This window comes from Arthrobacter sp. AK01 (assembly GCF_021109375.1).
In the GTDB taxonomy this organism is placed as follows: domain Bacteria; phylum Actinomycetota; class Actinomycetes; order Actinomycetales; family Micrococcaceae; genus Arthrobacter.
In genome coordinates, this window is record NZ_JAJOHP010000005.1 from 24,549 (window position 1) to 49,004 (window position 24,456).

Sequence of the window (24,456 nt, forward strand, 5' to 3'; positions counted from 1 at the left end):
CCCTTTCCTCACCGAACCACCGCGGGCGACTTGTCCCGGTACCGCACCCTACGACCAACCCGGCGGGATTGCGGTGAACTCTCCGGGGGCGTAATGCTCGAACCTGTTGGAGTCGCCGACGGTTCCGCTATCACCCCCGGAGTTGTCACCGCGGACGTGCGAGAGCCCTGTCTATAGCCCGGCAAGGCTGGGGCTTTCGACCGGTAGCTGTGTCCCGTGGGTGTGGTGATTTCCAGGGTGTGTCTGTCGCCGGGCATGGTGTTGGCGCTCCAGCCGGGGTTTTCTTTGGTGTGGTTGCAGGCCTCGCAGAGTCCAGCCCCGTTGGCCAGCGTGGTGGTCCCGCCGGAATGCCAAGGGACCACGTGATCGATATGCCGGATGGGCGCGTCGCAATAGGGGGTGCGGCAGGTGTCATCACGGGTTTCGATGAAGCGACGTAATCGTTGGGGGAAGATCCGGGCTTTGGAGTCCATGCTCAGGAGTTCGCCTGCGGCCGGCGCGGTGTAGAGCCGGCGGAGCCACACGGTTAGCTCGTCGTCCCGCGTTGGCGCCGGCTCCTGCCTTGGTGCCGGGGCCTGCTCGGACAGCGCCCCGCTTCCGGCGCCAACCAGTGCCCTAGCCCATTCTGCAGGCACAACTCCGTATCCCTGGAGCCGGGCAGGTTCGCTGTCGCCCTGAACGAGGGTTCGATCGGTCATGACGAGCTGCAGGTCGATTCCGCTGATCCCGCCGCGCCTGCCGGTGATGCGCTCGACGAGAGTGTCTGCCATGACCTGGCCCCGGATCCGGGGGTCCCCGGCCGAACGGGCAGAGTCAGCAGCCCGGGTCAGAGCGGTGTACGCCGCCACACCTTGAGCCACGGGCAGGAGGGCGGTCAGGTAGGTCATGGCGTCCGGCGCCGGGCGCAGGGTCACGGTCCGTTCGGTGGAAGCGTGGGCGGCGCGTTGGGCAACGGAACGCGGATCACGCCGGTAGGCGGCTGCCTTCGCCGCGGCGATGATCGCCCGGTCGCCCTTCCCCTCGAACGTGCCGGTGTCTGCGGAGAGTTCCTCATCCACGGCGCAGCGGTCCTCCGCAGACAGGCATGCTGTTTCCTTGACCAGCAGCGTGGCCCGCCATTCATTCAACTGGCCCGATTCCAGCGCTGCCATGGTGTGCGGCATCTCTGTCACCAGCGCCTTCGCCATGCCCAGGAGTCGTGAGCCCCGGTTCGGGGATTCCCGCCGGGCCAACGCGATCTGCGCGCCAACACCGTGGCCCCGTTCGGACGCGGGCACACCCGCCGCGGCCCGCTCCTGCCGTTGGGCAAGGTCAAAGGCCACCGCGGCCCGGGCCTGCAACCCCACGATGGCGGACTTCAGGTCTTCCAGCCCGCGGATCTGCTCGATAAGCTCCCGGCTCGCGGTGCCGAGGTAGACGGAACGCAGGGCCGCCAAAACATCCCCTACCGCCGCAGTCGCTGCAGTGGCCGCCTGCCCTCTCCAAATCCGCTCCATACCCCAACTCTTCCAGCCATCCCGGACCATCATCAGGCCTGACTTTGCCTATGTGGACAAACCCCAAAAGCCCTCAGGCCATGTGGCAAGATGGTCCTTTGACGGGCAGTGACAACCCTGCGGCCACCGGGCCGGCCACGCCCAGCACGGAAGGATCCCATGAGCAACCAAGCCGTCGCCCCTGCGAACATCGCCTCCTACATCGACCACACCCTGTTGAAGCCGGAGGCCAGCGAGGCCGACGTCCTCAAGGTGTGCGCCGAAGCCATCGAATACCAGTTCAAATCAGTGTGCGTGAACCCGGTCTGGGTCAAAACCGTCACCAAGGCCCTCAAAGGTTCCGGTGTGCTGACGTGCTCGGTGATCGGCTTCCCCCTGGGTGCCACGCCCAGCGACGTCAAGTCCTTCGAAGCACGCGGAGCTGTGCTTGATGGAGCGGACGAGATCGACATGGTCATCAACATGGCCTCCGCCCGCGCCAACGACAAGGGTGCGCTGGTGGATGACATCAAGGCCGTGGCCGAGACAGTCCACGCCGGTGACGCCATCCTGAAGGTCATCATCGAGACGTCAATGTTGAACGATGAGCAGAAGGTCATCGCGTGCCAAGCAGCCGTGGAGGCAGGGGCGGACTTCGTTAAGACGTCCACCGGATTCAACGGCGGCGGCGCCACAGCAGAAGACGTTGCGTTGATGCGCAAGACCGTTGGACCGGACTTGGGCGTCAAGGCCTCCGGTGGAGTGCGTTCCCTCGCCGATGCACAGGCTATGATTGCTGCTGGTGCAACACGTATCGGAGCGAGTTCCGGAATTGCCATCGTCAAGGGTGAACAAGGTTCATCTGCCTACTGAGGCTTCCGCAACCGCCAGAGATTTTTGAGCCCCGCGGGGCCGAGGAGGAACGAATGTCCAAGAACGCAACAAGCGCCCCCATTGAACGTGAGAACAACCTGGGCACAAGCATTGTGCTGTTCGTGGTCATGTTCGTGCTCTTCCTGGGCGCCATCTACTCGCTGTCCTTCCTGAGCCTCGAGAACCCGTGGCCGATGGCCGTCTGCCTGGGCCTGTTCGCTCTGGCTTTCTGGATCCCGCAGACCATTCTTGGCCGCTCTGATTCCGCGGGCGAAAGCTAAATCCTTCACATGTCGGGAAACGGTTCAGGCTGCTGCCTGGGCCGTTTCCTTTTAACCCGCTTTAACCCGCTTAACTCGCCGGAAACCCGCGCAGGATAGGGTGTTGCCATGAAATCAGCGGTCCCCAAGGTTGCCTTGCTGGTAGTGGCATTGGCCGCGGCAGGCCTCGGCGTGGCCGTCGTCGCGGCGAAACCCGGCGCCGTCGACCCTAACCCGTCCTACTGCAGCGCTCCGGGCAGCCAAGCCACCCACGTCGAGAAGTTCACGGTCAACGGCTACCTGGACCCGGAGGACACCTCCAAGTCCCTCCAGCAACTCATCGACGCCGCATCCAAGGACGGTGGCGGCATCGTAGAACTGCCTGAGGGAACGTTCACGCTGGGGCGTCCGCTGGTCATCAAGAGCAACGTGGCCCTCAAGGGTACGGGGCAAGCCACAGTGCTGAAAGCGGGGCCGGGGTTCCTGAAAACCAAAGGACCCTTCGGCGGGCACCCGCTGATCACCACCAACGGAGCGCAGAACGTCACCATCTCCCACCTCACTGCAGATCAAAGCGGCGGGGAATTGGACGGCAACACCTCGGAACGGCTCACTGAATACCTGGTGGACGTGCGTCACACCACCAATGCGTTGGTGGAAGATGTCCGGACCCGGAACCCCTTTACCTACTCCATCGCGGTGGTCGCCAGCAGCAGCTTCTGCATCCGGAACAATGACACGCTGGTGACCAGCAGCGGCACATACGATCAATTGGACGGCATCCACATCACCGATTCACACGGCGGCATAGTGGAAGGCAACACTGTCGATCAACGCCAGGGAGACGACGGCGACGACGGCCTCGTGGCGCAAACCATTGGAGCCTCGGTCTACGACGTCACCTACCGGAATAACAAGGTCCGCGGCGGATCGCACGGTTCTGGAATGCAGTTGGCGGTGGGAAAGCACGAGATCTACAACATCACGGTGGAGAACAACCGCTTCTGGGAATCCCCCAACGGCGTCAAGATCGGCTACTACGACGGCAACGCCGCTGTTCATGACATCGTGGTCAAGAACAACTCCGTCGTTGATACGCCAGGACCGTGGCTGGATTTCCAAGGGGACCTGAGGAACATCACGGTGACGGACAACGTCTTCTGCCAGAGCGGGGCCATGAAGCTTGGCGATGCTCCCGGCAATGTTGTGTCGAACAACCGCGAAGGTTGCTGACCACAGCCGGCCTGTCAAGCTACTCAAAAAGCCGGAACGAAGTAGGTCTCCGCCTTTACCGGAACCTCGCCCGTGGGAAAAAGTGCATCCGCCTGGGTGCCGTATTGCCGGATCCTGGGCGGCTTATTGGCAAGGCCCTGATCCCAGCTCCACGGGACGTAGCCCAGTTGTGCCAAGCGCCGTGCATCCGGTTCGGCCTCGAGGTCGTAAGGGAAATCCGAGTACAGCACCAGGTTCTCCGGATGGGCCATGCCGGCTTCCCGGGTGATGAGGTGGTCCACGTGCTTCCCTACTCCCACAGGGCAGAACAGCAGCTCGGCCCCGGTCAGGCCCATCAACCCAGCCACATCGGTGCGGAGTTGGCCGATGAGCTCCTGGTCTCCCCTCGCGATCCGTCCCAGCGCGATGTCGAACCTGTACGTGGGATATCGGTGCGTCATTTCCGGGAGAAGCCTGTCCCAAGCACTGCTGCCAAACCGGAGGGCCCGGCGTCGGCGGAACAAAGCGTCCACGGCTCCCATGTGGATCGATCGGACGCCCATGTCTTCCAACACTGCCCTGTCTTCGGCTTGACGGGCGGCAAACAAATGCCCGGCATTCTTGACCGCGCATTGGTTCATGAAGGACTTCGCGGCCCGTGTGTGCGGCCCCGGCGACGCTTCAGTGAACAAGGTTGCCACAATCACTTCGCGGCCTTGGGCCTGGGCCTCCATCAGCGCACCGCAGGACAGGACGGCGTCGTCCAGGTGCGGCGAAAGGAAAAGCCACGGCGCATCGCCTGACAAGGATCGATCGATTCTGGATTGCTGGGGCAAGACGGTGCCTTCCTAACGGACGATGTTCGGTAGCGCCGCGGGGCCTTCAACCTGGGCTTCAAAAGCAGCGGGATCAGCTATCGCGGCACGGTATGCCGCACCCTGCAGCGTTGCCAAACGGTCCCAGTTGTAGCCGGCCGCGAAGGCCCGGCCGTGCGCACCGACGGACTCCAGGCCGGATTGGGAGTACCGCGCCTCGAGCTCCCGGGCGAGGGCGCCGACGTCGAACGCGTCCACCAGCCAGCCCGCACCGTTCGGGACAATCTCCCGAAGGCAAGGAATATCGAAGGCGATGACCGGCGTGCCGGTGGCCAGCGCTTCGATGGCCACCAAGCCGAAGGTCTCCTGCCGGGACGGGCACACCACCAGTCGTGCACGGCTCAAGGCCTGGAACTTGGCATCTCCGGACAGCCAACCAAGGAGCTCCACACGGTCCGCAAGTCCGGCGTTCGCAATGGCTGCGCGCAGTGTCGCCTCGTCCGGGCCGGTCCCTGCAATCAACAGCTTTCCGTCGATTCGCCGGCAGCATTTTGCCCAGGCCGCCAGCAGCAGGTCCAGGCCCTTGCCGGTGAACTCCAGCCGGCCAAGGCAAAGGATGTCCTGGCCAACCGTTGGCACAGGTTTCCAGGCGGCAGGGTCCACGCCGTTTCCGATCACGTCCACGTGGATGTCCGGGTTCAGGGCGGTCAGCCGGTCCGAAATTCCCTGCGAGACGGCGATGCACCGCCGATGACGCCTGACTCCGAACCGTTCCAACCAGTGCAAAGGAAGCCTGTATTGCCGCGCTTTCTCACGGGCGTGCAGCCACTGAACCACGCCAATGGTGGGCCTTTTGGTCCACAGCGGGGCGGCCATGGTGGAGAACGGAGCGAAGAAGTCCTCCACCACAAGGTCGGCGGCGGCGCGACGTTTGCGGGCTTCGAACGGCAGGCGGACAACATACCCCAGCAGGCGGGTCATACGCGTGCTGCCCTGCCCTAAGCCGATCGGTACATAGTGCACCCCGTCTTGAACCCGCTCCCGCCACCCCGGATAGCGTGTCGTCAGCACGGTGATCCGGAACCCGTCGGCTGCGAGGCGGCGATTGATCTCATGGGTCCTCACCGATCCCCCACCGGCGCCGGGCATGCGGGGATCCTCAAAACCCAGATGCAGGATTCTCATGGGTTCACCGTTCCGTCTCGTAGGTTTTGGAGGGCGTGCCCGTGCCGTCGGCAGCTCCGGCGCTGAGTTCGGCAGGTGGCACAAACCAGAGCGTGGTGGCACCGTTGGTGGGTCCCTCGGCGCTGAACACGGGTGTTGCGTGCTCCTTGAGCCATGTCAGCATCTCGGGCCTCGCGTAGCCATAGCCCTGGCTTGTGGGGTGTGACTGCGTCAGGATGTAACTTGCCCCGGCTCCCTGCATCAGGGGCGCAGACGGCCAAACACCAAACCGTGGATCGTCGGCAAAAGCGAACTCACCCGTGCTGTTGGTGACACTTACCCGGGCCTCCTGCGGGAGGTTGGTTTTAACCCACTCCTTGACCTGGACAAAGCCGTTGTCCACCGTCAGTGCGGTCCGTACACCCAGTACCACGGTCAAGGCCACGAAGCACAGGCTAGCGACGGCCAGGAACGTCCGTCCCCGCACCCACCTCTCCCGGAGCTCAACCACCACAAGGACCGAACACAGTACCCCGGCGATCATGACGCCATACCCGTACTGTTCCTCGAAGGTGCCAAACGCGGCGCTGTAAGCCCCGGCAGCGCCCAAAGCGAGGCCGGCAAGACCAATCAGTCGCCGGTCTGCCCGGTGGCTGAAGCACAGCATCGCACCGGCCAAGGGGCACAGGGCCAGCAGGAGGTAGCTGGTGCCAAAGTGTCCGCTCTGTTCGACCAACCTGGTGACGATGTCCGGTGAACCTTCTGCGGTGAAGCCCGTACTCTTTTCCAGTCCCGATGCCCGCAGCAAGCCGCTGGTCTTCGCATCGATCCAATCCGGCAGGTGGGCTTGCGAAGCCGCCACGGCCAGGTACGTCGCGTACGGCACGGCCGCTGCAGGAATCACGACGGCGGCCTGCCGCCATGGCAGGGTCCGCTTCCAGATCACGGCGACTACGACGGGACCAACTGTGCAGATGACGAAGAAGTCCTTGCACAGGACGGCGTATCCCAACAGGAGTCCAGCCCCGACCAGCCGCAGGATACCGGGCACCTTCCCCGCCGCCTGGCGCGGGCCAGTCAGCACGAGGAAGCCAGCGAGCACGAAGGCCATCGCCGCCGTCTCCAGGAACGCATGGCTGTTATTCCGCAGGATGAAGGGTTCGAAGGCCAGGACCACCGCGGTGAACCATGCCGCCGTCGTGCTTGCAAGCCTTCTGACCAGAAGGAATCCCAAGCCAACGGTGACTGCTCCCAAGGCGGCGTTGAGCCAGCGCAGTTGCAGCACTACTTCCACGATGTCGCCGGAGATTCCAAAGAGCTTGATGGCTCCGGCCTCCAGTAGGAAGAAGCCCGGTGGGTGCAGGAAGAACGGGCCGTCCGGCAAGGTGGGAACCTGGCCTGTCGTCAGCGACTCGCCCAGACGGACGTAGAGCAACTCATCCACCCACATCTCAAAGCCGCGCTCCAGGCCAAAGGCCCGCACCCCAAAGGCAGCAGCGGACACGGCAACGAAGATTGCCGCCGGACTGGAAACCACCCGGACCATGGTTGCTGCCAGCACGCTGCTGAAAGGCTCCTGGGACGCGGACCGCCGGCCAGTCCGGGAACGCGCCCCGAACCGCCGTCGAAAGGATCCAATGCCCAGCGTTCGCGGCAACAAACCGCGCTGATGGGCCAGCACAGCCAGCCCGCTGATGGTCGCAAGGACCAGCCACACGAAGGGCTGAAGTTGGCTGGCGACGGCAAGGACCAGCAGCAGGGCGGCAGCGCCGCCCATGAAGCGTCCGGCGCCCTTCACCGGTCCAATGTCAGTGAGGACCGGCCATGCAATGAGTGTCATCACCAGCGCTGCAAGGACAGCCCCGATCGCAGAGCCCATGGCCAGGCCACTGACCGCAGCAAGGTGCCACCCCACCCAGAGCCCTGCCACAACAAGGAGGCAGGCGCAGGCCAAGCCGGTTTGGCAGCGCCGGTATGCCCGCAGCGCGAGCAGGATCGTGGCCAGGACAGTGAGGACTGCGTAGCCCAAACCGGCGGCCGCAAGCCAGGGCAGGAGTTCCAGGGAGCCATGATATTTCTCCGGAATGATCACACCGGCAAAAACATGGGGGGCGGTGGCGATGATGGTGAACGCCACCACGGCGAGCTGACTGAAGGAAGCGAAGGCGGCAGCGAGTACTTGGCGGACATTGGCGCCGCGGCGGCGGAGCAGCGGAAACGCCACCAACGCGGTGCCCGCCGCAACGTAGACCGGGCCCTTGGCAATAGTAGCCAGCGCCTGAAATCCTGCGGCGGCGGAACCTTCGTCCAGGAACGCCACCACCACCACATCCACGCCAACCAGAACCGACACCACGCACAGGACGGACGCGATGTCAGTGGTCTCAGCCCACCGCCAACGTTGCCGCAGGACACCCGGGCGCCACTGGAGGTCCCGGTAAAAGGACCAAGGAACAACCACCAGGGCCAGCGCACCCACCGCGAATCCAAGGATCGCGCCCACAGCACCCCAGGCAAGGACCACCACCAGGAGGCTGAACACCAGCCTCAGGAGCACTTCGCCGATGGTTGTCAGCGCGTACCACTTGAATCGCAGCTCACCCTGCAGCCAGCCCGACGGCGCCGCCATCAGGAAGATGGCCAGTGAACCCAGCGCTACAGCAGCAGCAAGTGCCGGCGTGGCGAAGGCCAGCGTCAGTGCGCCGGTCGTCACCGCGGCAACGATGCCCGCGATGAAGGAAACGAACACCGAGAAGGCCATGCCGTCCCTGCGCCCCACCGACCCTGCCGGGTGGACGGCCACAAAGTGGGAAAGGGGAAGGGGAACGAGCGCGGAAGCGACGATGCCTACGACACCCAGAAGCATCGCCCCGGCCGCGAACTGCGTGTAGTCCGCCGTGCCCAGCATGTTGGCCATCAGCAGTGTGCAGGCGTAGCTGATGACCCCCACCAAACCAGCTGCTACGGAAAGGAAGCCACTGTTTTCGGCTACTTTGGCGCTGGCGCCGCTGTCCGTTGGCAATGCTCTTTTCGGCCCACGGCCCGGGGTTGGTCCCCGTTTCCGCTCCGGCAGGTTCACAGGAGTGGCGTCTGCCTTCGTATCGAGTGCGCGCAAAGTGTCAGTCATTTTTCCCCCTCGAATTCCCCCATGGACTGGTGTCCGCTACATGCCCTCAACGGCGTCTGCAGGTGTAAACGTGCTTCCAGGACCGGCCAGGAGCGTGCTCCGGCCCACGGCACGGAGTTCGGCTGATACAACTCCAATGCGCCTCATGATGGCGAAGGCCTCGAATTCGTCCCGGCCCTTCATCAGCACGGACACCCGCCCTTGGTTTTCGGAGACCTCGTCGGTTGGCCGAAGGATGGCTTCCAGGTTGGCACCGGCAGGCATGTCAAAGTGCACCAGCGTGGACATGTCCGATGACGAACCGCCGGCGTCGACGCCTCCGCGACGCAAGGCTCCTTCTTCCATGAGCACCCCGGCGAGCAGGGCTGCGCTGCGATCCCAGGTGAAGCAGCGTGCCCAGTCCTGGCACCTGGCCGACATCCCGCCCGCCTCACGCTGTTCGGAGAGTGTCTCGAGGGCGGCCACCAAGGCGGGTCCGAACTCGGCAGCCGTGTCCACCAACCAGCCCGTGCTCCCGTGAACCACCGAGTCCCGGATGCCTGGGACGCGCAGCGCCAGGCACGGAACACCCCACGCGGCCGCCTCAATCACCGAGCAACCCCAGCCCTCCGAGGCTGACGTCGAAACGGTGAGCCAGGCTCTGTTCAGCAGGCTGTTGCGGACGTGGTTGGGTTGGTAACCGTGGAATGTCACGATGTCATCGAGGCCCAGGTCCATGGCCAGTTGCTGCAAACGCGGCCGCTCGGGACCATCGCCCATTATTTCCAGGCGGAGTTTGGGTACGCTTGCCGCGGCAATGGCAAACTGGCCCAACAGCAGGTCCAGCCGTTTGTGCGGTACCAATCGACTGACGACGGCGATGGTCGGCTCGGGATCGCGGGGGCCAACGGTCTTGGGCACTTCGATGGTTCCGTTCGGAACCACGTGGATGGCACCGGGGAACCCGAGCTTGCGCAACTCCAGCCGGGTGGATGGCGATACCGCGGCAATAGCCCGTCGTCCATAGACTGCCTTGGCCCCTGTACTTTCGAGCAAGCGGCCCACGGCGGCCATCGGAGCCGAAAAGCGGGTGCGGAATTGTTCCTGGTGGACATGGTGAATCAATTGAACGATGGGCATTTCCCGGGGCAGGAACAGTGGCGAAAAGAACGGAATCCCGTTTTGGCAATCAATAACGGCGTCGAACCGGTTGCGCGTACGCAGCATTCTGAGGGCTGCTTTGCCATACAGGGACAAGGGGCCGCCCGAACGGACCACTCGGATGCCATCAATGACGTCCTCGGCGGGCTGATGATCTTCACGTCCGGTGAACCACGTCACTTCGGCGCCGAAATCGACCCAACGACGCGATATTTCGTGCATGTATTGTTCGGCTCCACCGGCCTGGGAGTGCCTGATGTCACGCCAGTTCAGGACGAGGATCCGTTGACCGGCCAATTGTGCCGGGAGGTCGGCATTTACCAAGGTTTCGGTCACGGCATCGCCTTTTGTAGTTGGAGAACTGAGGCAAAACTGGAAATTCCGTCTTTGAACGGCCGGAAAGTAGACGCTGCCACATCCGTCCAGGCCACGGGTAATTCAACAATCCGGGCCCCTTGGTGCTGGAGCCGGAGGAGCAGTTCAACGTCGAAAGCAAAACCGGTGGTGCGGCACTGGACCATGGCTGCTGTCAGTGCGGCCCGTTCGAAAAACTTGAAGCCGCACTGCGTATCCCAAATGCCTTTAACCTTCGATTTGGTCAGCACACGAAAGGCTGTTCCGCCTACCCGGCGTCCCAGTTGTTGAGGTTGGACAAAGGTGGAACCTGGCGCGTGACGGGAAGCAATGACCGCGGAGGCGCCCTCTTCCAAGTGGGCCATCGTCGGGATCAGTGTTTCAAGCGGTGTCGCCAGGTCAGCGTCAAAGAAGCCCGTGTACTTGGACGTTCCGCTGAGCAGGCCCCTGCTGACTGCCGCCCCTTTGCCGCGGCGCGAACACCCCACCACGGAAATCGGAATTTCGTTTCCTTTGTCGCGGGATATCCTGCGGACTACTGCGCCCGTTTCGTCTACGCTGCCGTTGTCCACCACCACAATTCGGGAAGACCACGGCTGCCCGGCCAGGAAATCGACTGCTTGCATGAGCGTTCCGGGAATTCGGGCAGCCTCGTTATAGGCAGGAATAACCACTTCAAGGTCTACGTGTGAACGCCGAAGCGAATCGGTCCCCTGCCGGGCTTGAAAAATCCCCCTGCTGCCTGTATGGATACTGTGCGAGTGGAGCAGATCCATCTGAACCTCCATTTAGTCAAACAATTTGACGTTGAGGTCCAAGCTATTAGGGGTTCTACTCGGAAGGCACGAGTAGTCACTACTCGAAATCTCAGGGAGTAGCTCTTGGTCTGGCAGCGGAGTACGCAGTTTTAGCAGCAACCCACTACTTGTAGAGGGTCATTTCAAATATTCCACCGATGTTACATACGCCTCACGGCAGGTGCGGTAATACTAGGCCTGCTGCACCCCTAAGGCAAGGGAAGAACACCGCCCAAAGCGGCCAGAACTCCGGGCCAATGCTGTTGGGCAAGCGTCCAGGCCGAAGCAATCATGCCCACCATGGCATATCCACTGACAGGAATAAGGACCAGCCATTCACGGCGCGAACCAGCCCGCCCCAACAGCGGAATGGAGAAGGCGCCGTTTGCCCGCCAAATTCCACTAATGAAGGATTTGCGGAGAAATTTTGGCGGTTTGATGACAATTGGCCACAAAAGTGGGACTCCGCCCACGGTGATCATGTCCCCTACAATGTGCACCACAACACCGGTCAGCATGGACAACGGCAACCATCCCCACTGATCGGGCGCAAACCAGGTCACCAGTCCGGCCATCACCAGGGCGAAAAGCCAGTTGGTGATCCAGCCGGACTTGGGAAACAGGTTCAAGGCCTTGGCGGCAAGGTTGATCATGAACATGCACAGCAGCCCTGCACCCACGGAAAGCTTGCCCACCGGGGTTACCATCTGGAACTGTGCGGCCATGGCTGCGAGCACCACGAAGGCTGAGGCGCCCAGCAGGGAGTGCGTGCCCTGCCGGTGCCCGCCGCTGGCCTTCTCGATTCCGACGGCGATCGCGTTCGACAACGGCGGCAGCGAATTCGCGATCGTGCTGTGCCGGTGGTCCCAGTCGCAGACCAAGGCTGTTCCCGCCGTCGCCATGGCTCCGATCAGGATGCCGGTGGAATCCAGCGGGTACCAGCCCAAGGCGTACGGGCCGGTCGAGGCAATAGCTATCCACGCCGCGGCTCCTGACGCGGCGTGGTGTCCTCCCATCATTCGGCTAGCCAGCCTTCACGGGGACGTCGGTAAAGATTGCTTCGATGACGTTGTTGGCCCACTGCAGGATTTCGGCGTCCTGGAGATCCCGTCCACCGATCCGGGCAGTCTTGGGCTTGGGAATCAGCACGGAGTCCAAAGCAGGCTTGACCTGCGAACCCGGGTACATGCGGTTCAGGCGCATGGTTTTGGATTCGGGCAGTTGCGCCGGCGAGAAACGGATGAAGTTGCCTTGAAGTGCGACGTCGGACAGGCCGGCTTCGCGGGCACCCACCCGGAAGCGTGCCACGGCAATGAGGTTTTGGGTGGGCAATGGCGGCTCACCGTACCGGTCCACGAGTTCAGCAAGGACCTCGTCGATGGCTTCATAGGTAATCGCCGCGGCGAGCTTACGGTACGCCTCCAGGCGCAGCCTTTCGCCGGGCACATAGTCGTGGGGCAAATGGGCGTTGACGGGCAGCTCGATCTTCATCTCGGCAGCCTTCTCCTCGGCCTCGCCGCGGTACTCGGCAACAGCCTCGCCAACCAGCCTGATGTAGAGGTCGAACCCCACGCCCTGGATGTGGCCGGACTGCTCACCGCCGAGCAGGTTTCCCGCACCACGGATCTCGAGGTCCTTCATGGCCAGCTGCATGCCGGCGCCCAGCTCGTTGTGGGCTGCCACGGCCTTGAGTCGTTCCAGAGCTACCTCGCCCAGCGGCTTCTCGGACGGGTAGAGGAAGTAGGCGTAGGCACGTTCGCGGCCACGGCCAACACGTCCACGAAGCTGGTGGAGCTGCGAAAGCCCGTACTTGTCCGCGCCATCCACAATCAGGGTGTTGGCGTTGGAGATGTCCAGGCCGGTCTCGATGATGGTGGTGCACACCAGTACGTCGAAGCGCTTCTCCCAGAAGTCCACGATGATTTTCTCAAGGCGGCTCTCGGACATCTGCCCGTGCGCTACTTCCACCCGCGCTTCCGGGACCAGCTCGCGGATCTGCGCTGCGATGCGCTCAATCGAGGAAACCCGGTTGTGGACGAAGAACACCTGTCCCTCGCGCATGAGTTCGCGGCGGATGGCGGCCGACGTTTGCTTGTTGGTATACGGTCCCACGTAGGTCAGGACGGGGTGCCGTTCCTCCGGAGGCGTGGCCAGGGTGGACGTTTCCCGGATGCCGGTGAGGGACATTTCCAGGGTTCGCGGAATCGGCGTGGCGCTCATGGCCAGCACGTCCACGTTGGTGCGCATCTTCTTGAGCGCTTCCTTGTGCTCCACTCCGAAGCGCTGCTCTTCGTCCACGATGACCAGGCCCAGGTCCTTGAACTCAAAGTCCTTGGACAAGAGCCGGTGCGTGCCGATCACCACGTCCACGGCGCCGCTCTTGACGCCGTCGGCCGTTTCCTTGGCTTCCTTGGTGCTTTGGAAGCGGGACAGTGGTTTCACGCGCAGCGGGAACCCGGAGAAGCGCTCCGTGAACGTCTCGTAGTGCTGCTGGGCCAATAGCGTGGTGGGCACCAGGACAGCCACTTGCTTGCCGTCCTGGACGGCCTTGAATGCTGCACGGACTGCGATCTCGGTCTTGCCGTAGCCCACGTCTCCGGACACGAGCCGGTCCATGGGGATCTCCCGCTCCATGTCCGCTTTGACCTCGTTGATGGTGGTCAACTGGTCGGGCGTCTCCACATAGGGGAAAGCCTCCTCGAGTTCGCGCTGCCAGGGGGTGTCCGGGGCAAAGGCGTGGCCTCGGGATGCCATGCGGGCGGAGTACAGCCGGATCAGTTCGCCGGCGATTTCCTTGACGGCCTTGCGCGCCTTGGACTTGGTGCTGGCCCAGTCCGCGCCGCCCATCTTGCTCAATGCCGGGGTGTCCCCGCCGACGTAGCGTGTCACCTGGTCCAGTTGGTCTGTGGGCACGAAGAGCCGGTCACCCGGGGCGCCGCGCTTGGACGGCGCGTACTCCAGGACCAAATACTCGCGCAGCCCGGCGTCCGAGGCTGACGTACCTGTGACCTTGCGCTGGATGAGCTCGACGAACCGGCCAATGCCGTGCTGCTCATGCACCACGAAATCGCCGGCGTGCAGCTGCAGCGGGTCCACGGCGTTGCGACGCTTGGACGGCATGCGCCGCATGTCCTTGGTGGAGCTGGCCGTGGCGCGACCCAGCAAGTCCGCTTCGGTCAACAGGCCCAGTTTGAGGCCGTCCAGGACAAAACCACGTCCGACGGCGGCGGTGGTCACCTCGATGATTCCGGCCTGGGGTTCCTTGTCCAGGGACTCAACGCGGGAACAAGGAATGTCGGCATCGTGGAACAGCTCGGCCAGGCGTTGGGCGGGCCCGGGACCATCGGTTACCACCACTACACGCCACTGTTCGCGGACGCGGGAGCCGATGAACTCCAGCATCTCGGCCACTTCGCCCTGGTAACCACGCGGTTCACGGGCCCGCATGTTGAGGACGTCGATATCCAGTACCAGGTCCTCGTCCGAGGCGAGCGAGGTGATGGACCACCAGGAAACGTTGTGCGCAAGGGCGGCGGAGCGGGTGTCGGTGAGGGACTTGAAGCTGGCGGCATGCAGATCCGTGGAAGCCTGGGACGACAGGTCAAGGGGCGCCGCACCGCCGTCGGACGCTGTTGACCACGCAGCTTCGAGGAACTCCTCGTTGGTCGCCGCGAGATCGTGCGCACGGGTGCGCACCTTCTCCGGTTCGATGACCACGGAAAGCGAGCCTGCCGGTAGCTGGTCCACGAACGGGACCATGGCATCCACCAGCACCGGAGCCAGCGATTCCATGCCCTCAACAGCGATGCCGCCCGCGATCTTCTCCAGCATGTCCGCTGCGGCAGGCATGTCGGCCTTCAGCTTCGAGGCACGGGACATCACGGAGGGCGTGATCAGGATTTCCCGGCACGGCGGGGCGTGCAGTTCCGTGGGGTGGTGGATCCCGGGCGCGGACAGCGAGCGCTGGTCGGCGACGGCGAACCAACGCATCTGGTCCACTTCATCACCGAAGAACTCCACGCGGATCGGGTGGTCCTCGGTGGGCGGAAAGACGTCAAGGATGCCGCCGCGGACCGCGAATTCGCCACGGTGCGTCACCATGTCAACGCGGGCATAGGCGGCGTCGGACAGGGCGCGGACGACCTCCGTGAACGAGCGTTCCTGTCCCACCTGCAGTGTCACCGGAACAAGGTCGCCGAGACCGGCAACAATGGGCTGGACCACAGCGCGGACCGGGGCCACCACCACGCGCAACGGGGCCGCCGTCGACGTTTCAGGGTGGGTCAGGCGGCGCAGGACGGAGAGCCTGCGGCCAACGGTGTCCGAGCGCGGCGACAGCCGCTCATGCGGGAGGGTTTCCCAGCTGGGAAAGGTCGCTATGGAGTCCGCCGGAAGATAGGAGCCCAGCGCGGCTGTGAGGTCCTCGGCTTCGCGGCCTGTTGCGGTGACGGCGAGAACCACGGGAGTGCCGTCCTGGGAAGCCAGGGCATCTGCCATTTCCGCCAGCAGGACGGCGCGCATGCCCGTGGGCGCGCTGATCTGGTAGTCGGTGTTGCGGTCGCTGAAAGGCCGCTGTGCCTCCGTTCGGACGCGCGCGAACGTCTTGTCCTCCGCCAATGCGCGGCGCAGACCGTTGAGGCTCATGACAGAAACTCCTAGGGTGGGTCCAAGGGCAGGCAACACAAATGCCCGGAAATTCAGATGAACGCCGGGTCATTCCAGCCTACCTCTACCCCCAGCCCCAGGAGTTCCTTTGCAGCCTTCGGAAGCTACGCATTCCAACACCCCGCAGGACACCAAGACAGTGCTGGTCACCGGCGCCACGGGATACATCGGCGGCCGCCTGGTCCCCCGGCTCCTCGAAGCCGGCCACAGAGTTAAAGTGCTGGTCCGTACGCCACAGAAGATCGCCGATGTTCCCTGGCATGACGACGTCGAAATCATCGAGAACGGCCTGTCCGACGCCGAAGGCCTCGCCGATGCCCTGAACGGCGTGGATGTCCTGTATTACCTGGTCCATTCCATGGCGTCCGGCAGCGGGTTCGAGTCCAAGGAAGAAGCCATGGCCCGGCTCGTGGCAGGAGCCGCAGCGGAGGCCGGGGTGGACAGGATCGTGTACCTCGGTGGGCTGCACCCGGAGAAGACCGAGCTGTCCACGCACATGCGTTCGCGCGAGACCGTGGGCAGGGTGTTCCTTGAGTCGCCGGTGGACGCCATCGTCTTCCAAGCCGGTGTAGTGATCGGTTCGGGGTCGGCCTCGTTCGAGATGATCCGCCACCTGGCCGAAACCTTGCCCGTCATGCCGGCGCCCAGTTGGGTCAACAATCGGGTTGAAGCCATTGCCGTCCGCGATGTGCTCCATTATCTCGTCGCTGCCGCGGCGCTCACGGAGAAACTGAACCGTTCCTTCGACATCGGGTCCCGGGACGTCCTGAAATACAAGGACATGATGAACCAGTACGCCGTGGAGCGTGGACTCCCCCGGCGCTTGGTCATTGCGCTCCCCGTCCCGGCACCCAAGCTTGCCGGCCTGTGGGTTGCCCTAGTGACACCCATTCCGCTGTCCATGTCCTTGCCTCTGGTGCAGTCACTGCAGCACGACGCTGTGTCGAGGGAGCACGACGTCGACGATTACTTCCCGCAGCCCGACGGCGGCCTGACGCCCTACCGCCGTGCCGTCGCTTTGGCGCTCGGCAAGGAACGGGACGTGCAGGTGGAGACCACGTGGGCCAACGCCGGCATCGATGCCGATCCGCTTCCGAGCGACCCCGACTGGGCCGGCTACAAAGTGTTCCTGGACGAACGGGCCTTCCACAGCGACGCCAAGCCCGAACACGTCTGGACCATCATCGAAGGCATCGGCGGCAAGAACGGCTGGTACTCGCTGCCTTTGGCCTGGCGCATCCGTGGCTGGCTGGACAAGTTGCAGGGCGGTGCCGGGTTGCTGCGGGGGCGGCGCCACCCCAAGACGCTGAATACCGGCGAGGTGGTGGATTGGTGGCGGGTGGAGGCCATCGAGCGGGGACACCTGCTGCGCCTTCGCGCCGAGATGCGGGCACCCGGCGGCGCCTGGCTGGAACTGGCAGTGGAGCCCGACGGCGGCGGGAGCCTGTACAAGCAGCGAGCCATCTTCTTCCCCCGGGGTTTGGCGGGAAGGCTCTACTGGTTGGGCGTGTACCCGTTCCACGGGTTCATCTTCCCGTCGATGGCTCGCAACATTTCGGCGGCGGCCATGACCCTCCAGGAGGCTGAGCAGAAGCAGGGTTCGGGGGTGGCCACGGACAACCCGTAGGATGTTGGGAGCTAAAAAGCTTCACCACCATCATCCACGGAGGACCCATGGCCCTGAGCGCATCCACCACCCTGCCGCACAGCGTTGACCGCGTAGCTGCCGTATTTGTCGACGAGGAATTCCTGCGTCACACGAGCGAACTGGTGGGCGGCTCCCTGGAATCGTTCACGATCGACGGCGACACCGCCGGTGCTTTCACCACCACCACCGTCCGTACCCTCCCCACCACGCGGCTGCCGGACATTGCCCGCAAGTTCGTTGGCGAAACCCTGAAGGTCACCCAGACCGAGCAGTGGGAAGCCCCTGCCGCCGACGGCTCGCGCGCCAGCAACATCGCCCTCAAGATCTCGGGTGCTCCCCTCGACGTCACGGCCGTTCAGCGCCTCGTGGCCGATGGCAGCAACACCCGCATCGAGCTCGAAGGCAACGTGTCCTCCTCGGTCCCGTTCCTCGGAGGCAAAATCGCCGACGCCGCGGAGCCCATGGTGGGCAAGGCCTTGAACATCCAGTCGCAGCAGGCCCAGGCCTGGCTCGAAAGCCACTAGCGTGGAGATCCCCGCGATCCTTGCGGTCGTCCTGATCGTTGCCGGTGTCTGGTCCCTGGTTGTGTGGCCGCAGTTCCTGAAGCGTGTCATGAAGGACCCCCGCGCCCGCGACGCCGCAGGCAAGGCCACGAAGTTCCTCACGGTCCACGTCGTGCTGGTCACCATCTCCATGGTGCTCGGCCTTGCGACGGCGGCCATCGGGATTGCGGGCCTCGTCGCCTGACCCTCGCCTTACCCAACTGAGTAGCAGTAAACGCTCCACTGAGCCCCTATTGGAGCATGTGCTGCTACCCAGTTGGGTAAGATGGACAATGGTGTGCCGGGAAGTCTGGTCGGCGATGTCTTCGTGATGCCCGCCCACCGTGAGGAGCCCCCCGTGGCCCAGCAACTCCCTCCTTCGCCCGATACCAGCAGCTCCAGCAAAGTCTTCTCCCGCTCCACGTACCCCGAGTACCGCCGGATCCTCTCCATTCTCCGCACGGAAACCGTGGGCGGCGCACTCCTCCTGGCGGCCACCGTCGTCGCCCTGATCTGGGCCAACTCGCCCGCAGCAGATGGCTACTTCGCGCTCCGCGACGTCAAGATCGGCTACGAACCCTTGCATCTTGAACTCAGCCTTGGCCATTGGGCCTCGGACGGCCTGTTGGCGGTCTTCTTCTTCCTCGCCGGCCTTGAGCTCAAGCGCGAATTCGTTGCCGGCGAACTCCGCAAACCGGCCCGGGCAGTGGTCCCGGTGGCCGCGGCCGTCGGCGGCGTCGTGGTTCCGGCGTTGATCTTCGTCCTGTTCAACATGGGATCCCCCGAAACGCTCAAGGGCTGGGCCATTCCCACGGCCACTGACATCGCCTTCGCCCTTGCCGTGCTGGCCGTCATCAACACGCACCTGCCCGCTGCCCTGCGGGTCTTCCTGCTGACTCTCGCCGTGGTGGACGACCTCATCGCCATCGGCATTATCGCTTTCTTCTACTCCACGGGCCTCCAGCCCTTGATGCTTTTGGCGGCCTTGGTTCCGCTCGCCCTCTTCACCTTCCTGGTCCAAAAACGGATCCGCAGCTGGTACTTGCTCGTCCCCCTCGCCTTGGCTACCTGGGGCTTCGTCCACGCCTCCGGCATCCACGCCACCGTGGCCGGGGTGCTGCTGGGCTTCGCCGTGCCCGTCCTGGCAAGCGGCAAAAAGGGAGAGCCTTCCGAGGGCCTGGCAGAGCACTTCGAACACCGCCTGCGCCCGTTCTCGGCAGGGTTTGCCGTACCTGTCTTTGCGTTCTTCTCAGCCGGCGTGGCCTTGGGCGGACTCGATGGCATGGGCGCAGCCCTCTCGGATCCCGTGGCCGTCGGCATTGTGGCGGCGTTGGTGGTGGGCAAGGCCGTTGGCGTCTTCGGCACCACGTTCCTGGTCACCAAGACCACCCGGGCAAGCCTCGACTCCAGCATTGCCTGGATCGACCTCTTCGGGCTGGCCCTCCTGGCCGGCATCGGGTTCACCGTCTCGCTACTGATCGGCGAGCTGAGCTTCGGCACCGGTTCGGCACACAATGACCACGCCAAGGTGGCCATCCTGGCAGGCTCCCTGATAGCGGCGCTGCTGGCCGCCGTCGTGCTGAGGGCCCGCAACCGGCGCTACCGCCAGGTGCAGGCGGAGGAAGAACGGGACGACGACGGCGACGGCGTACCTGACGTCTTTGCCCGCGCCTGACGCGCGGGTGCTTCGGAAGGGCTAGGCGGTGGCCTGGTTCAGGGCGTCTTCCGCGGCAACCCAGGAGATCATGGCGCACTTCACGCGCGCTGCGTACCGGGCGACACCTTCGAACGCGGCGGCATCGCCCAGGATCTCCGGATCCGCCGGGACTTTGCCACGCGACCGGAGGACCTCGCGGAAGTTCTCGATCACTGCGTGCAGTTCCTCCACTGACATGCCCTCACCCAGTTCGCTGAGCACCGAGGCCGACGCCATGGAAATGGAGCAGCCGGCACCGTCCCAGCTGATCTGCTGGACTGTTCCGTCCGCAACGGCGAGCCGCAGGGTCACTTCGTCCCCGCACACAGGGTTCAATTGGTGCGATTGGCCGGTGGATGCCCCGGCGGGGGCGGCCGTTTCTGCCAGGCCGCTGCCGTGACGCTGCTTGGAGTGGTCCAGGATGATCTGCTGGTACAGCTGGTCAAGACTCATAGTGGTTGTTGCCTGTTCGGTGGTTGATGCCTGTTCTGGCGAAATCGTGGATTGGCGGCGCTCCGGCCAACAAGGCCTGTGCCATTTGTCAGGCCTGGAAGTAGGCCCGGACCCCGGAAACAGCGTCGAGGAAAGCGTCGACGTCGTCCGTTGTGTTGTAGAGGTAAGTACTCGCTCGCGTCGTTGCCGTCAGCCCCAAGCGGCGGTGGAGAGGTTGGGCGCAGTGGTGACCGACGCGAACGGCGATGCCGCGGTCGTCCAGGAACTGGCCGACGTCGTGGGCGTGGACACCGGCGACGTCAAACGCCGCCAAACCGATCCGCTCGGACCCGGAGGCTGGACCGACGACACGGATGCCGTCAATGCCCTCCAGTCCCGTTACCAGTCGCTGTCCCAGCGTTGCTTCCCACGCATGGATGCGGTCGATGCCGGTCTCCGTGAGGTAGTTCACGGCGGCCGCGAGCGCCACGGCCTGGGAGATGCGCTGGGTGCCGGCCTCGAACCGCTGGGGTGCCGGCAGGTACTCCGCCCGCTCCATGGTGACAGTGGTGATCATGGAGCCGCCCGTAAGGAACGGCGGCAGGACATCAAGGAGTTCCTGCTTTCCGTAAAGCACGCCAACCCCGGTGGGCGCCAACATTTTGTGCCCCGAGAACACGGCGAAATCGACGTCCAGTTCCTTGACGTCAACTGCCATGTGCGGCACGGACTGGCACGCGTCCAACACAACCAGGGCTCCAACCCGGCGGGCGAGGGCCACCAACTCCGCCACCGGGTTGATGGTGCCCAGGACGTTCGACGCATGGGTGAAGGCCAGGAGCCTGGTCCGCTCCCCCACGATGTCAGCGGCGGCGTCGAGCCGCAGGGTCCCTTCGTCCGTAACGGGGATGAACTTGAGCGTGGCTCCTGTCCTGAAGGCGAGTTCCTGCCAGGGGATGAGGTTGGCGTGGTGTTCCATCTCGGTGACCACGATCTCGTCGCCCGGTCCGATGGCCAGGTCCTTCAACGCCGAACCGCCCCTCCCCTGCGCTGCCCAGAGAGCAGCGTTGGACAAGGCATAACTGATCAGGTTGAGGCCTTCGGTGGCGTTGGAGGTCCACACGGTTTCCTCGTACCGGGCGCCGACGAAGTCCGCGACGGTCTGGCGTGCGTCCTCGAAGACCTCCGTGGCTTCCACGGCGAGGTGGTGCGCGCCGCGGTGAACGGCTGCATTGCGTTGCTCGTAGTACTCCTGCTCGGCCTCGATGACGCTGAGCGGGTTCTGCGACGTGGCGCCGGAATCGAGGTAGATCAGGGGCTTGCCGTTGACCAGCTGGTCCAGCACCGGGAAGTCGTTCCGGATCCGCAACACCTCCGCGTTGTCCATGGCATGCACGGACCGCTGCAGAGAGGCGGGGGTTGATACGGCAGTCAAGGGGCGCTCCTTGGAAATCCTTCAGGGACTCCCCATTATCCCACGGAGACCCCTGGCGTGCGGTGCCGAAGGTGTGCCGTACAGCACGTCAGCCGCCTGCCCTCCCGGGCACCCAGCCCAGCGGCGGAACCGCTTCGCTGTCGAACGCACCGCGCAGCCGCTCAACGAGTACCGCGGCCCGCCGGCTCGCCGCGCTCCGGGTTCTTGCTTCATATCCACTGGCTGCCCGCGAATAGCAGATGGCTGCATGCGCAAACTGCCGGTCTGCGGACAAGCTCCGCCCTGCCGACTCGAGCGTCTTGGGGTCGTTGTCCAGCAGTGCGGAGGCATACGTTCCCAGGGCTGCTCCGCCCGCGCCGTGAATGTCCGCAGCCAGCCCCGCCAGGCGGCGCTGGATCACAAGATCGTCGACGGCGGCGCTGCTTGCGTTGAGCGTCAGGAGGGACACTGCCTCCGCTTCCATCAACGTACTGCCTTGGGCGTGAAGTTGTCCGGCCAGCGCCATCAAGTGGCTTGGCTTGCCCGACACTTGGTCCTGCGCCGCTGCCAAGTACACGGTGCTGAGCTCAGGCAAGAGGTCCGCGGGCCCCCGGGACACGCGTGAGAGTGCGGCCAGGCTCTGCTTCACCCGTTCCATGGCACGGTCCGGGTTGCCGCAGAGCGCCTCCGAGTAGGCCAGCATGGCTGCGGCCAGGGCGAGTACCGGCGGCAGGCCGGCGTCGGACAGTTCCGCAAGCACCGGTTCCAGGGTTCCCCGCGCCGCACGCGGGAGCCCTTGGCTGAGTTCGGCGTATCCGCGGGCCACCTCCAGGCACACGGCCAAATACTTAGGGAGCACGAACGCGGAAGGGCATTCCAGGAGCGAATCCACCTGCCCCCACGCAAGGTTGTTCCGCAGGCACACCACATGCCGTAGCAGCACCCCTGGCCGGAACATTTCCAAGCCCACGTCCGCTTCCACGGCCGCCATTGCCGCTGTGGACCTCTCCAATGCCTCCGGGGCAGCTCCGGATTGCAGCAGGCGCTCGGCTTCCCGGACGTTTTCAAGCACCAGCCCGGACACCCCTTGGGGCACCTGCTCCAGCCCGGTGTCCCTTGTGGTCACTTGCTCCGGAGCACCAGTTGCCGGTTCATCGGAAACAGCGCCCAGGAGTTCCAGCGCCACGAGTCGGTTCGCGGCATCGGTCTTTACGGTGGCGGACCCGGCCTTTGCTGCCAATTCCCGAAGTTCCGGCGCCGCTTCGCCGATATGGCCTTCGGCCACCAGTGCCCGTGCCCTGAGCAGCCTTGCCTCGTCCTGCCGGCCGGGCTCTGTCACAGCTGCGGCGGCCCGCAGCGCAAGCTCTGCGGTGGATGGCCTGTCCGCGGCCGGGGCGGCAGCCAGGAGGAGCTCATCAGAGAGTGTGAGGCCGCAGTCCAAGGTCCAGTTCATCCAGCGCAGCATGGTGGGCGCCGATTCCCGCGTAAGTTGCGGCTCCTCAACACCCAGCCGGAGTGCAAGGCTCCTGGGGCGCGGCACAGACAGGCGGGTGCCCTCCCCACGCAGCCAGGAACTCGTCCGGACCAGCGGTGGCCGTCCGGGGAGCAACCTGATGTGGTGGTTGTCCAGGAGGTCCTCCACTGCCTTCCGGCCGAAGTGGTGTTCCACGACGTCCAGCGCCACGGGCTCTGCGAGCGCGATGAGTTCCAGCGCATGCCGTTCCTCAGGTGGGCGGGCAGCGTTTTCGGCCTGCACCTGCGCAACGACAGCGGGCCAGTGGCAATGGACCCGGACGTCGATGGTCCAGAAGCCGTCCTTCCGCATAAGAAGCCCTGCGTGGCGGGCATCGTTGATTGCCAATCCAAGCAGGCCCACGTTGAAGCCGCTCATGGCAGCGAGAAGACTGCTGGCGCGGCGTTGGACCCTGCCGCCCAGGACGGCCTCGCACACCACGTGTGCCTCCGAGAAAGTAAAGGGTGGAAGAAAATACTGCTCCAGGAAGCCGTCTTCCCACAGTTGGTAGAGGTCCGGCGGAAGGGGCCGGCGACTGTCCGCGGTTGCCACCAACGTTGCCCCGAAGCCGGGGATGAGCTGCAGCAGGACAGCCAGCGAGGCCGGATCCACGTAGTGGATGTCGTCTACCAGCAATACCAACGGAGGACGTTCCGGTTGCGACTGGCGCTTGTTCCGGCGTCGGCCAAGCGTTGGGGTGTACAGATACCCGGCAGCGCCAAGGGTGCTGGTGAGGGCCCTGAGTACGTGAAGTCCTGGTAGTGCTGCCCCGTCGCCTTCCTCCGCAGGGGCCGCGCCCAAGGCTCCGTAACTGGTGGTTTTGAGCTCTGGCTTGCCTGCAAAGCTCCTGACGTCCATGGAGTCGGGGAGGCCCGCTTTGACGGAGAGCAACAGGTGGCTCTTTCCGGATCCTCGGTCTCCCACCACCACGATGCCGCTGGTGGAGGATGACGGTACTGCGGAAAGGATGATATCGAGGAGCCGCGTCCGGTCCGGGAATGCTGATGGCCTCAGCCCGACTGTGACGGTGTCTTCGTCCAGCCAGGGATCCGGCAGCATGCGCACTCCAATAGCAGCAGTCCCATGGTCCGGGAGGTTTGGTTTCCGCGAAGTGCGGGCTACCTGGCCTAGAAGCCGGCGGCGGCTGGGGGGAGAGTCTCGGTCTCAGAAGACTCTGTCGCCGCCGGCTTCGTCCAGGGCCGGACCATCTTTCGATGGCCGGTGCATCGGCTCAAAGAGACCACCGATGCGGATGATGCGACTTTCGGAATCCCGGTGATGCTTGGGGCTGAACCGTTCTTCCAAGAACAATCCTGCCGTGGTGGCGAC

General features: G+C 64.4%; 19 protein-coding genes. 7 read left to right on the forward strand and 12 right to left on the reverse strand.

Annotated features, from left to right (window positions below; all coding sequences use genetic code 11):
* Window positions 1-8: 8 nt before the first annotated feature.
* Window positions 9-1,496, reverse strand: coding sequence for an HNH endonuclease (locus tag LN996_RS02895; RefSeq protein WP_231338689.1), 1,488 nt, complete (start codon window positions 1,494-1,496; stop codon window positions 9-11).
* Window positions 1,497-1,655: 159 nt separating this feature from the next.
* Here LN996_RS02895 and deoC point away from each other — a divergent pair, with 159 nt between their 5' ends.
* The 3 genes from deoC to LN996_RS02910 all read left to right on the forward strand — a co-directional run bounded on the left by deoC (window position 1,656) and on the right by LN996_RS02910 (window position 3,841).
* On the forward strand, window positions 1,656-2,348 hold the full coding sequence (gene deoC / locus LN996_RS02900; protein WP_231338690.1) for a deoxyribose-phosphate aldolase: 693 nt from the start codon (window positions 1,656-1,658) through the stop codon (window positions 2,346-2,348).
* Between the two features lie 53 nt (window positions 2,349-2,401).
* Window positions 2,402-2,629, forward strand: a complete 228-nt coding sequence (locus LN996_RS02905) for a hypothetical protein (protein WP_231338691.1) — start codon at window positions 2,402-2,404, stop codon at window positions 2,627-2,629.
* Between the two features lie 108 nt (window positions 2,630-2,737).
* Window positions 2,738-3,841: a right-handed parallel beta-helix repeat-containing protein gene (locus LN996_RS02910; RefSeq protein WP_231338692.1), complete on the forward strand. Its 1,104-nt coding sequence runs from the start codon at window positions 2,738-2,740 to the stop codon at window positions 3,839-3,841.
* Window positions 3,842-3,864: 23 nt separating this feature from the next.
* On the opposite strand, the gene LN996_RS02915 is transcribed toward LN996_RS02910, so the two are convergent.
* The 7 genes from LN996_RS02915 to mfd all read right to left on the reverse strand — a co-directional run bounded on the left by LN996_RS02915 (window position 3,865) and on the right by mfd (window position 15,861).
* Window positions 3,865-4,656, reverse strand: coding sequence for a PIG-L family deacetylase (locus LN996_RS02915; protein WP_231338693.1), 792 nt, complete (start codon window positions 4,654-4,656; stop codon window positions 3,865-3,867).
* A 12-nt stretch (window positions 4,657-4,668) separates the two neighbouring features.
* Window positions 4,669-5,820, reverse strand: coding sequence for a glycosyltransferase family 4 protein (locus LN996_RS02920; RefSeq protein ID WP_231338694.1), 1,152 nt, complete (start codon window positions 5,818-5,820; stop codon window positions 4,669-4,671).
* Window positions 5,821-5,824: 4 nt separating this feature from the next.
* On the reverse strand, window positions 5,825-8,926 hold the full coding sequence (locus LN996_RS02925) for an oligosaccharide flippase family protein (RefSeq protein ID WP_231338695.1): 3,102 nt from the start codon (window positions 8,924-8,926) through the stop codon (window positions 5,825-5,827).
* 36 nt (window positions 8,927-8,962) lie between these two features.
* Window positions 8,963-10,402 carry a glycosyltransferase family 4 protein gene (locus LN996_RS02930; protein ID WP_231338696.1) on the reverse strand — a complete coding sequence of 480 codons (1,440 nt, stop codon included), beginning with the start codon at window positions 10,400-10,402 and terminating at the stop codon, window positions 8,963-8,965.
* Window positions 10,399-11,208 (reverse strand): glycosyltransferase, encoded by an 810-nt coding sequence (locus LN996_RS02935; RefSeq protein ID WP_308102690.1) that lies wholly within the window; start codon window positions 11,206-11,208, stop codon window positions 10,399-10,401. The genes LN996_RS02930 and LN996_RS02935 overlap by 4 nt, the downstream gene beginning before the upstream one ends.
* A gap of 218 nt (window positions 11,209-11,426) precedes the next feature.
* Window positions 11,427-12,236 carry a metal-dependent hydrolase gene (locus tag LN996_RS02940; protein WP_231338698.1) on the reverse strand — a complete coding sequence of 270 codons (810 nt, stop codon included), beginning with the start codon at window positions 12,234-12,236 and terminating at the stop codon, window positions 11,427-11,429.
* A gap of 4 nt (window positions 12,237-12,240) precedes the next feature.
* Window positions 12,241-15,861: a transcription-repair coupling factor gene (gene mfd, locus LN996_RS02945; RefSeq protein ID WP_231338699.1), complete on the reverse strand. Its 3,621-nt coding sequence runs from the start codon at window positions 15,859-15,861 to the stop codon at window positions 12,241-12,243.
* 109 nt (window positions 15,862-15,970) lie between these two features.
* On the opposite strand from mfd, the gene LN996_RS02950 reads away from it, so the two are divergent.
* The 4 genes from LN996_RS02950 to nhaA all read left to right on the forward strand — a co-directional run bounded on the left by LN996_RS02950 (window position 15,971) and on the right by nhaA (window position 19,747).
* Window positions 15,971-17,509, forward strand: coding sequence for an SDR family oxidoreductase (locus LN996_RS02950; protein WP_231338700.1), 1,539 nt, complete (start codon window positions 15,971-15,973; stop codon window positions 17,507-17,509).
* A 47-nt stretch (window positions 17,510-17,556) separates the two neighbouring features.
* Entirely contained in the window at window positions 17,557-18,054 is a 498-nt protein-coding gene (locus LN996_RS02955; RefSeq protein ID WP_231338701.1) for a DUF2505 domain-containing protein, read from the forward strand.
* Window position 18,055: 1 nt separating this feature from the next.
* Window positions 18,056-18,277: an SCO4848 family membrane protein gene (locus LN996_RS02960; protein WP_089594213.1), complete on the forward strand. Its 222-nt coding sequence runs from the start codon at window positions 18,056-18,058 to the stop codon at window positions 18,275-18,277.
* Window positions 18,278-18,403: 126 nt separating this feature from the next.
* On the forward strand, window positions 18,404-19,747 hold the full coding sequence (nhaA, locus tag LN996_RS02965; protein WP_374202209.1) for a Na+/H+ antiporter NhaA: 1,344 nt from the start codon (window positions 18,404-18,406) through the stop codon (window positions 19,745-19,747).
* A gap of 21 nt (window positions 19,748-19,768) precedes the next feature.
* On the opposite strand, the gene sufU is transcribed toward nhaA, so the two are convergent.
* The 4 genes from sufU to LN996_RS02985 all read right to left on the reverse strand — a co-directional run bounded on the left by sufU (window position 19,769) and on the right by LN996_RS02985 (window position 24,432).
* Entirely contained in the window at window positions 19,769-20,221 is a 453-nt protein-coding gene (gene sufU, locus LN996_RS02970; protein ID WP_231338703.1) for a Fe-S cluster assembly sulfur transfer protein SufU, read from the reverse strand.
* 88 nt (window positions 20,222-20,309) lie between these two features.
* Window positions 20,310-21,635, reverse strand: coding sequence for a cysteine desulfurase (locus tag LN996_RS02975; RefSeq protein WP_231338704.1), 1,326 nt, complete (start codon window positions 21,633-21,635; stop codon window positions 20,310-20,312).
* 88 nt (window positions 21,636-21,723) lie between these two features.
* The gene (locus tag LN996_RS02980) at window positions 21,724-24,186 is read right to left on the reverse strand and encodes an ATP-binding protein (protein ID WP_231338705.1); all 2,463 of its coding nucleotides are present in this window, start codon (window positions 24,184-24,186) and stop codon (window positions 21,724-21,726) included.
* Between the two features lie 105 nt (window positions 24,187-24,291).
* Entirely contained in the window at window positions 24,292-24,432 is a 141-nt protein-coding gene (locus LN996_RS02985; protein ID WP_231338706.1) for a hypothetical protein, read from the reverse strand.
* Window positions 24,433-24,456: the final 24 nt, after the last annotated feature.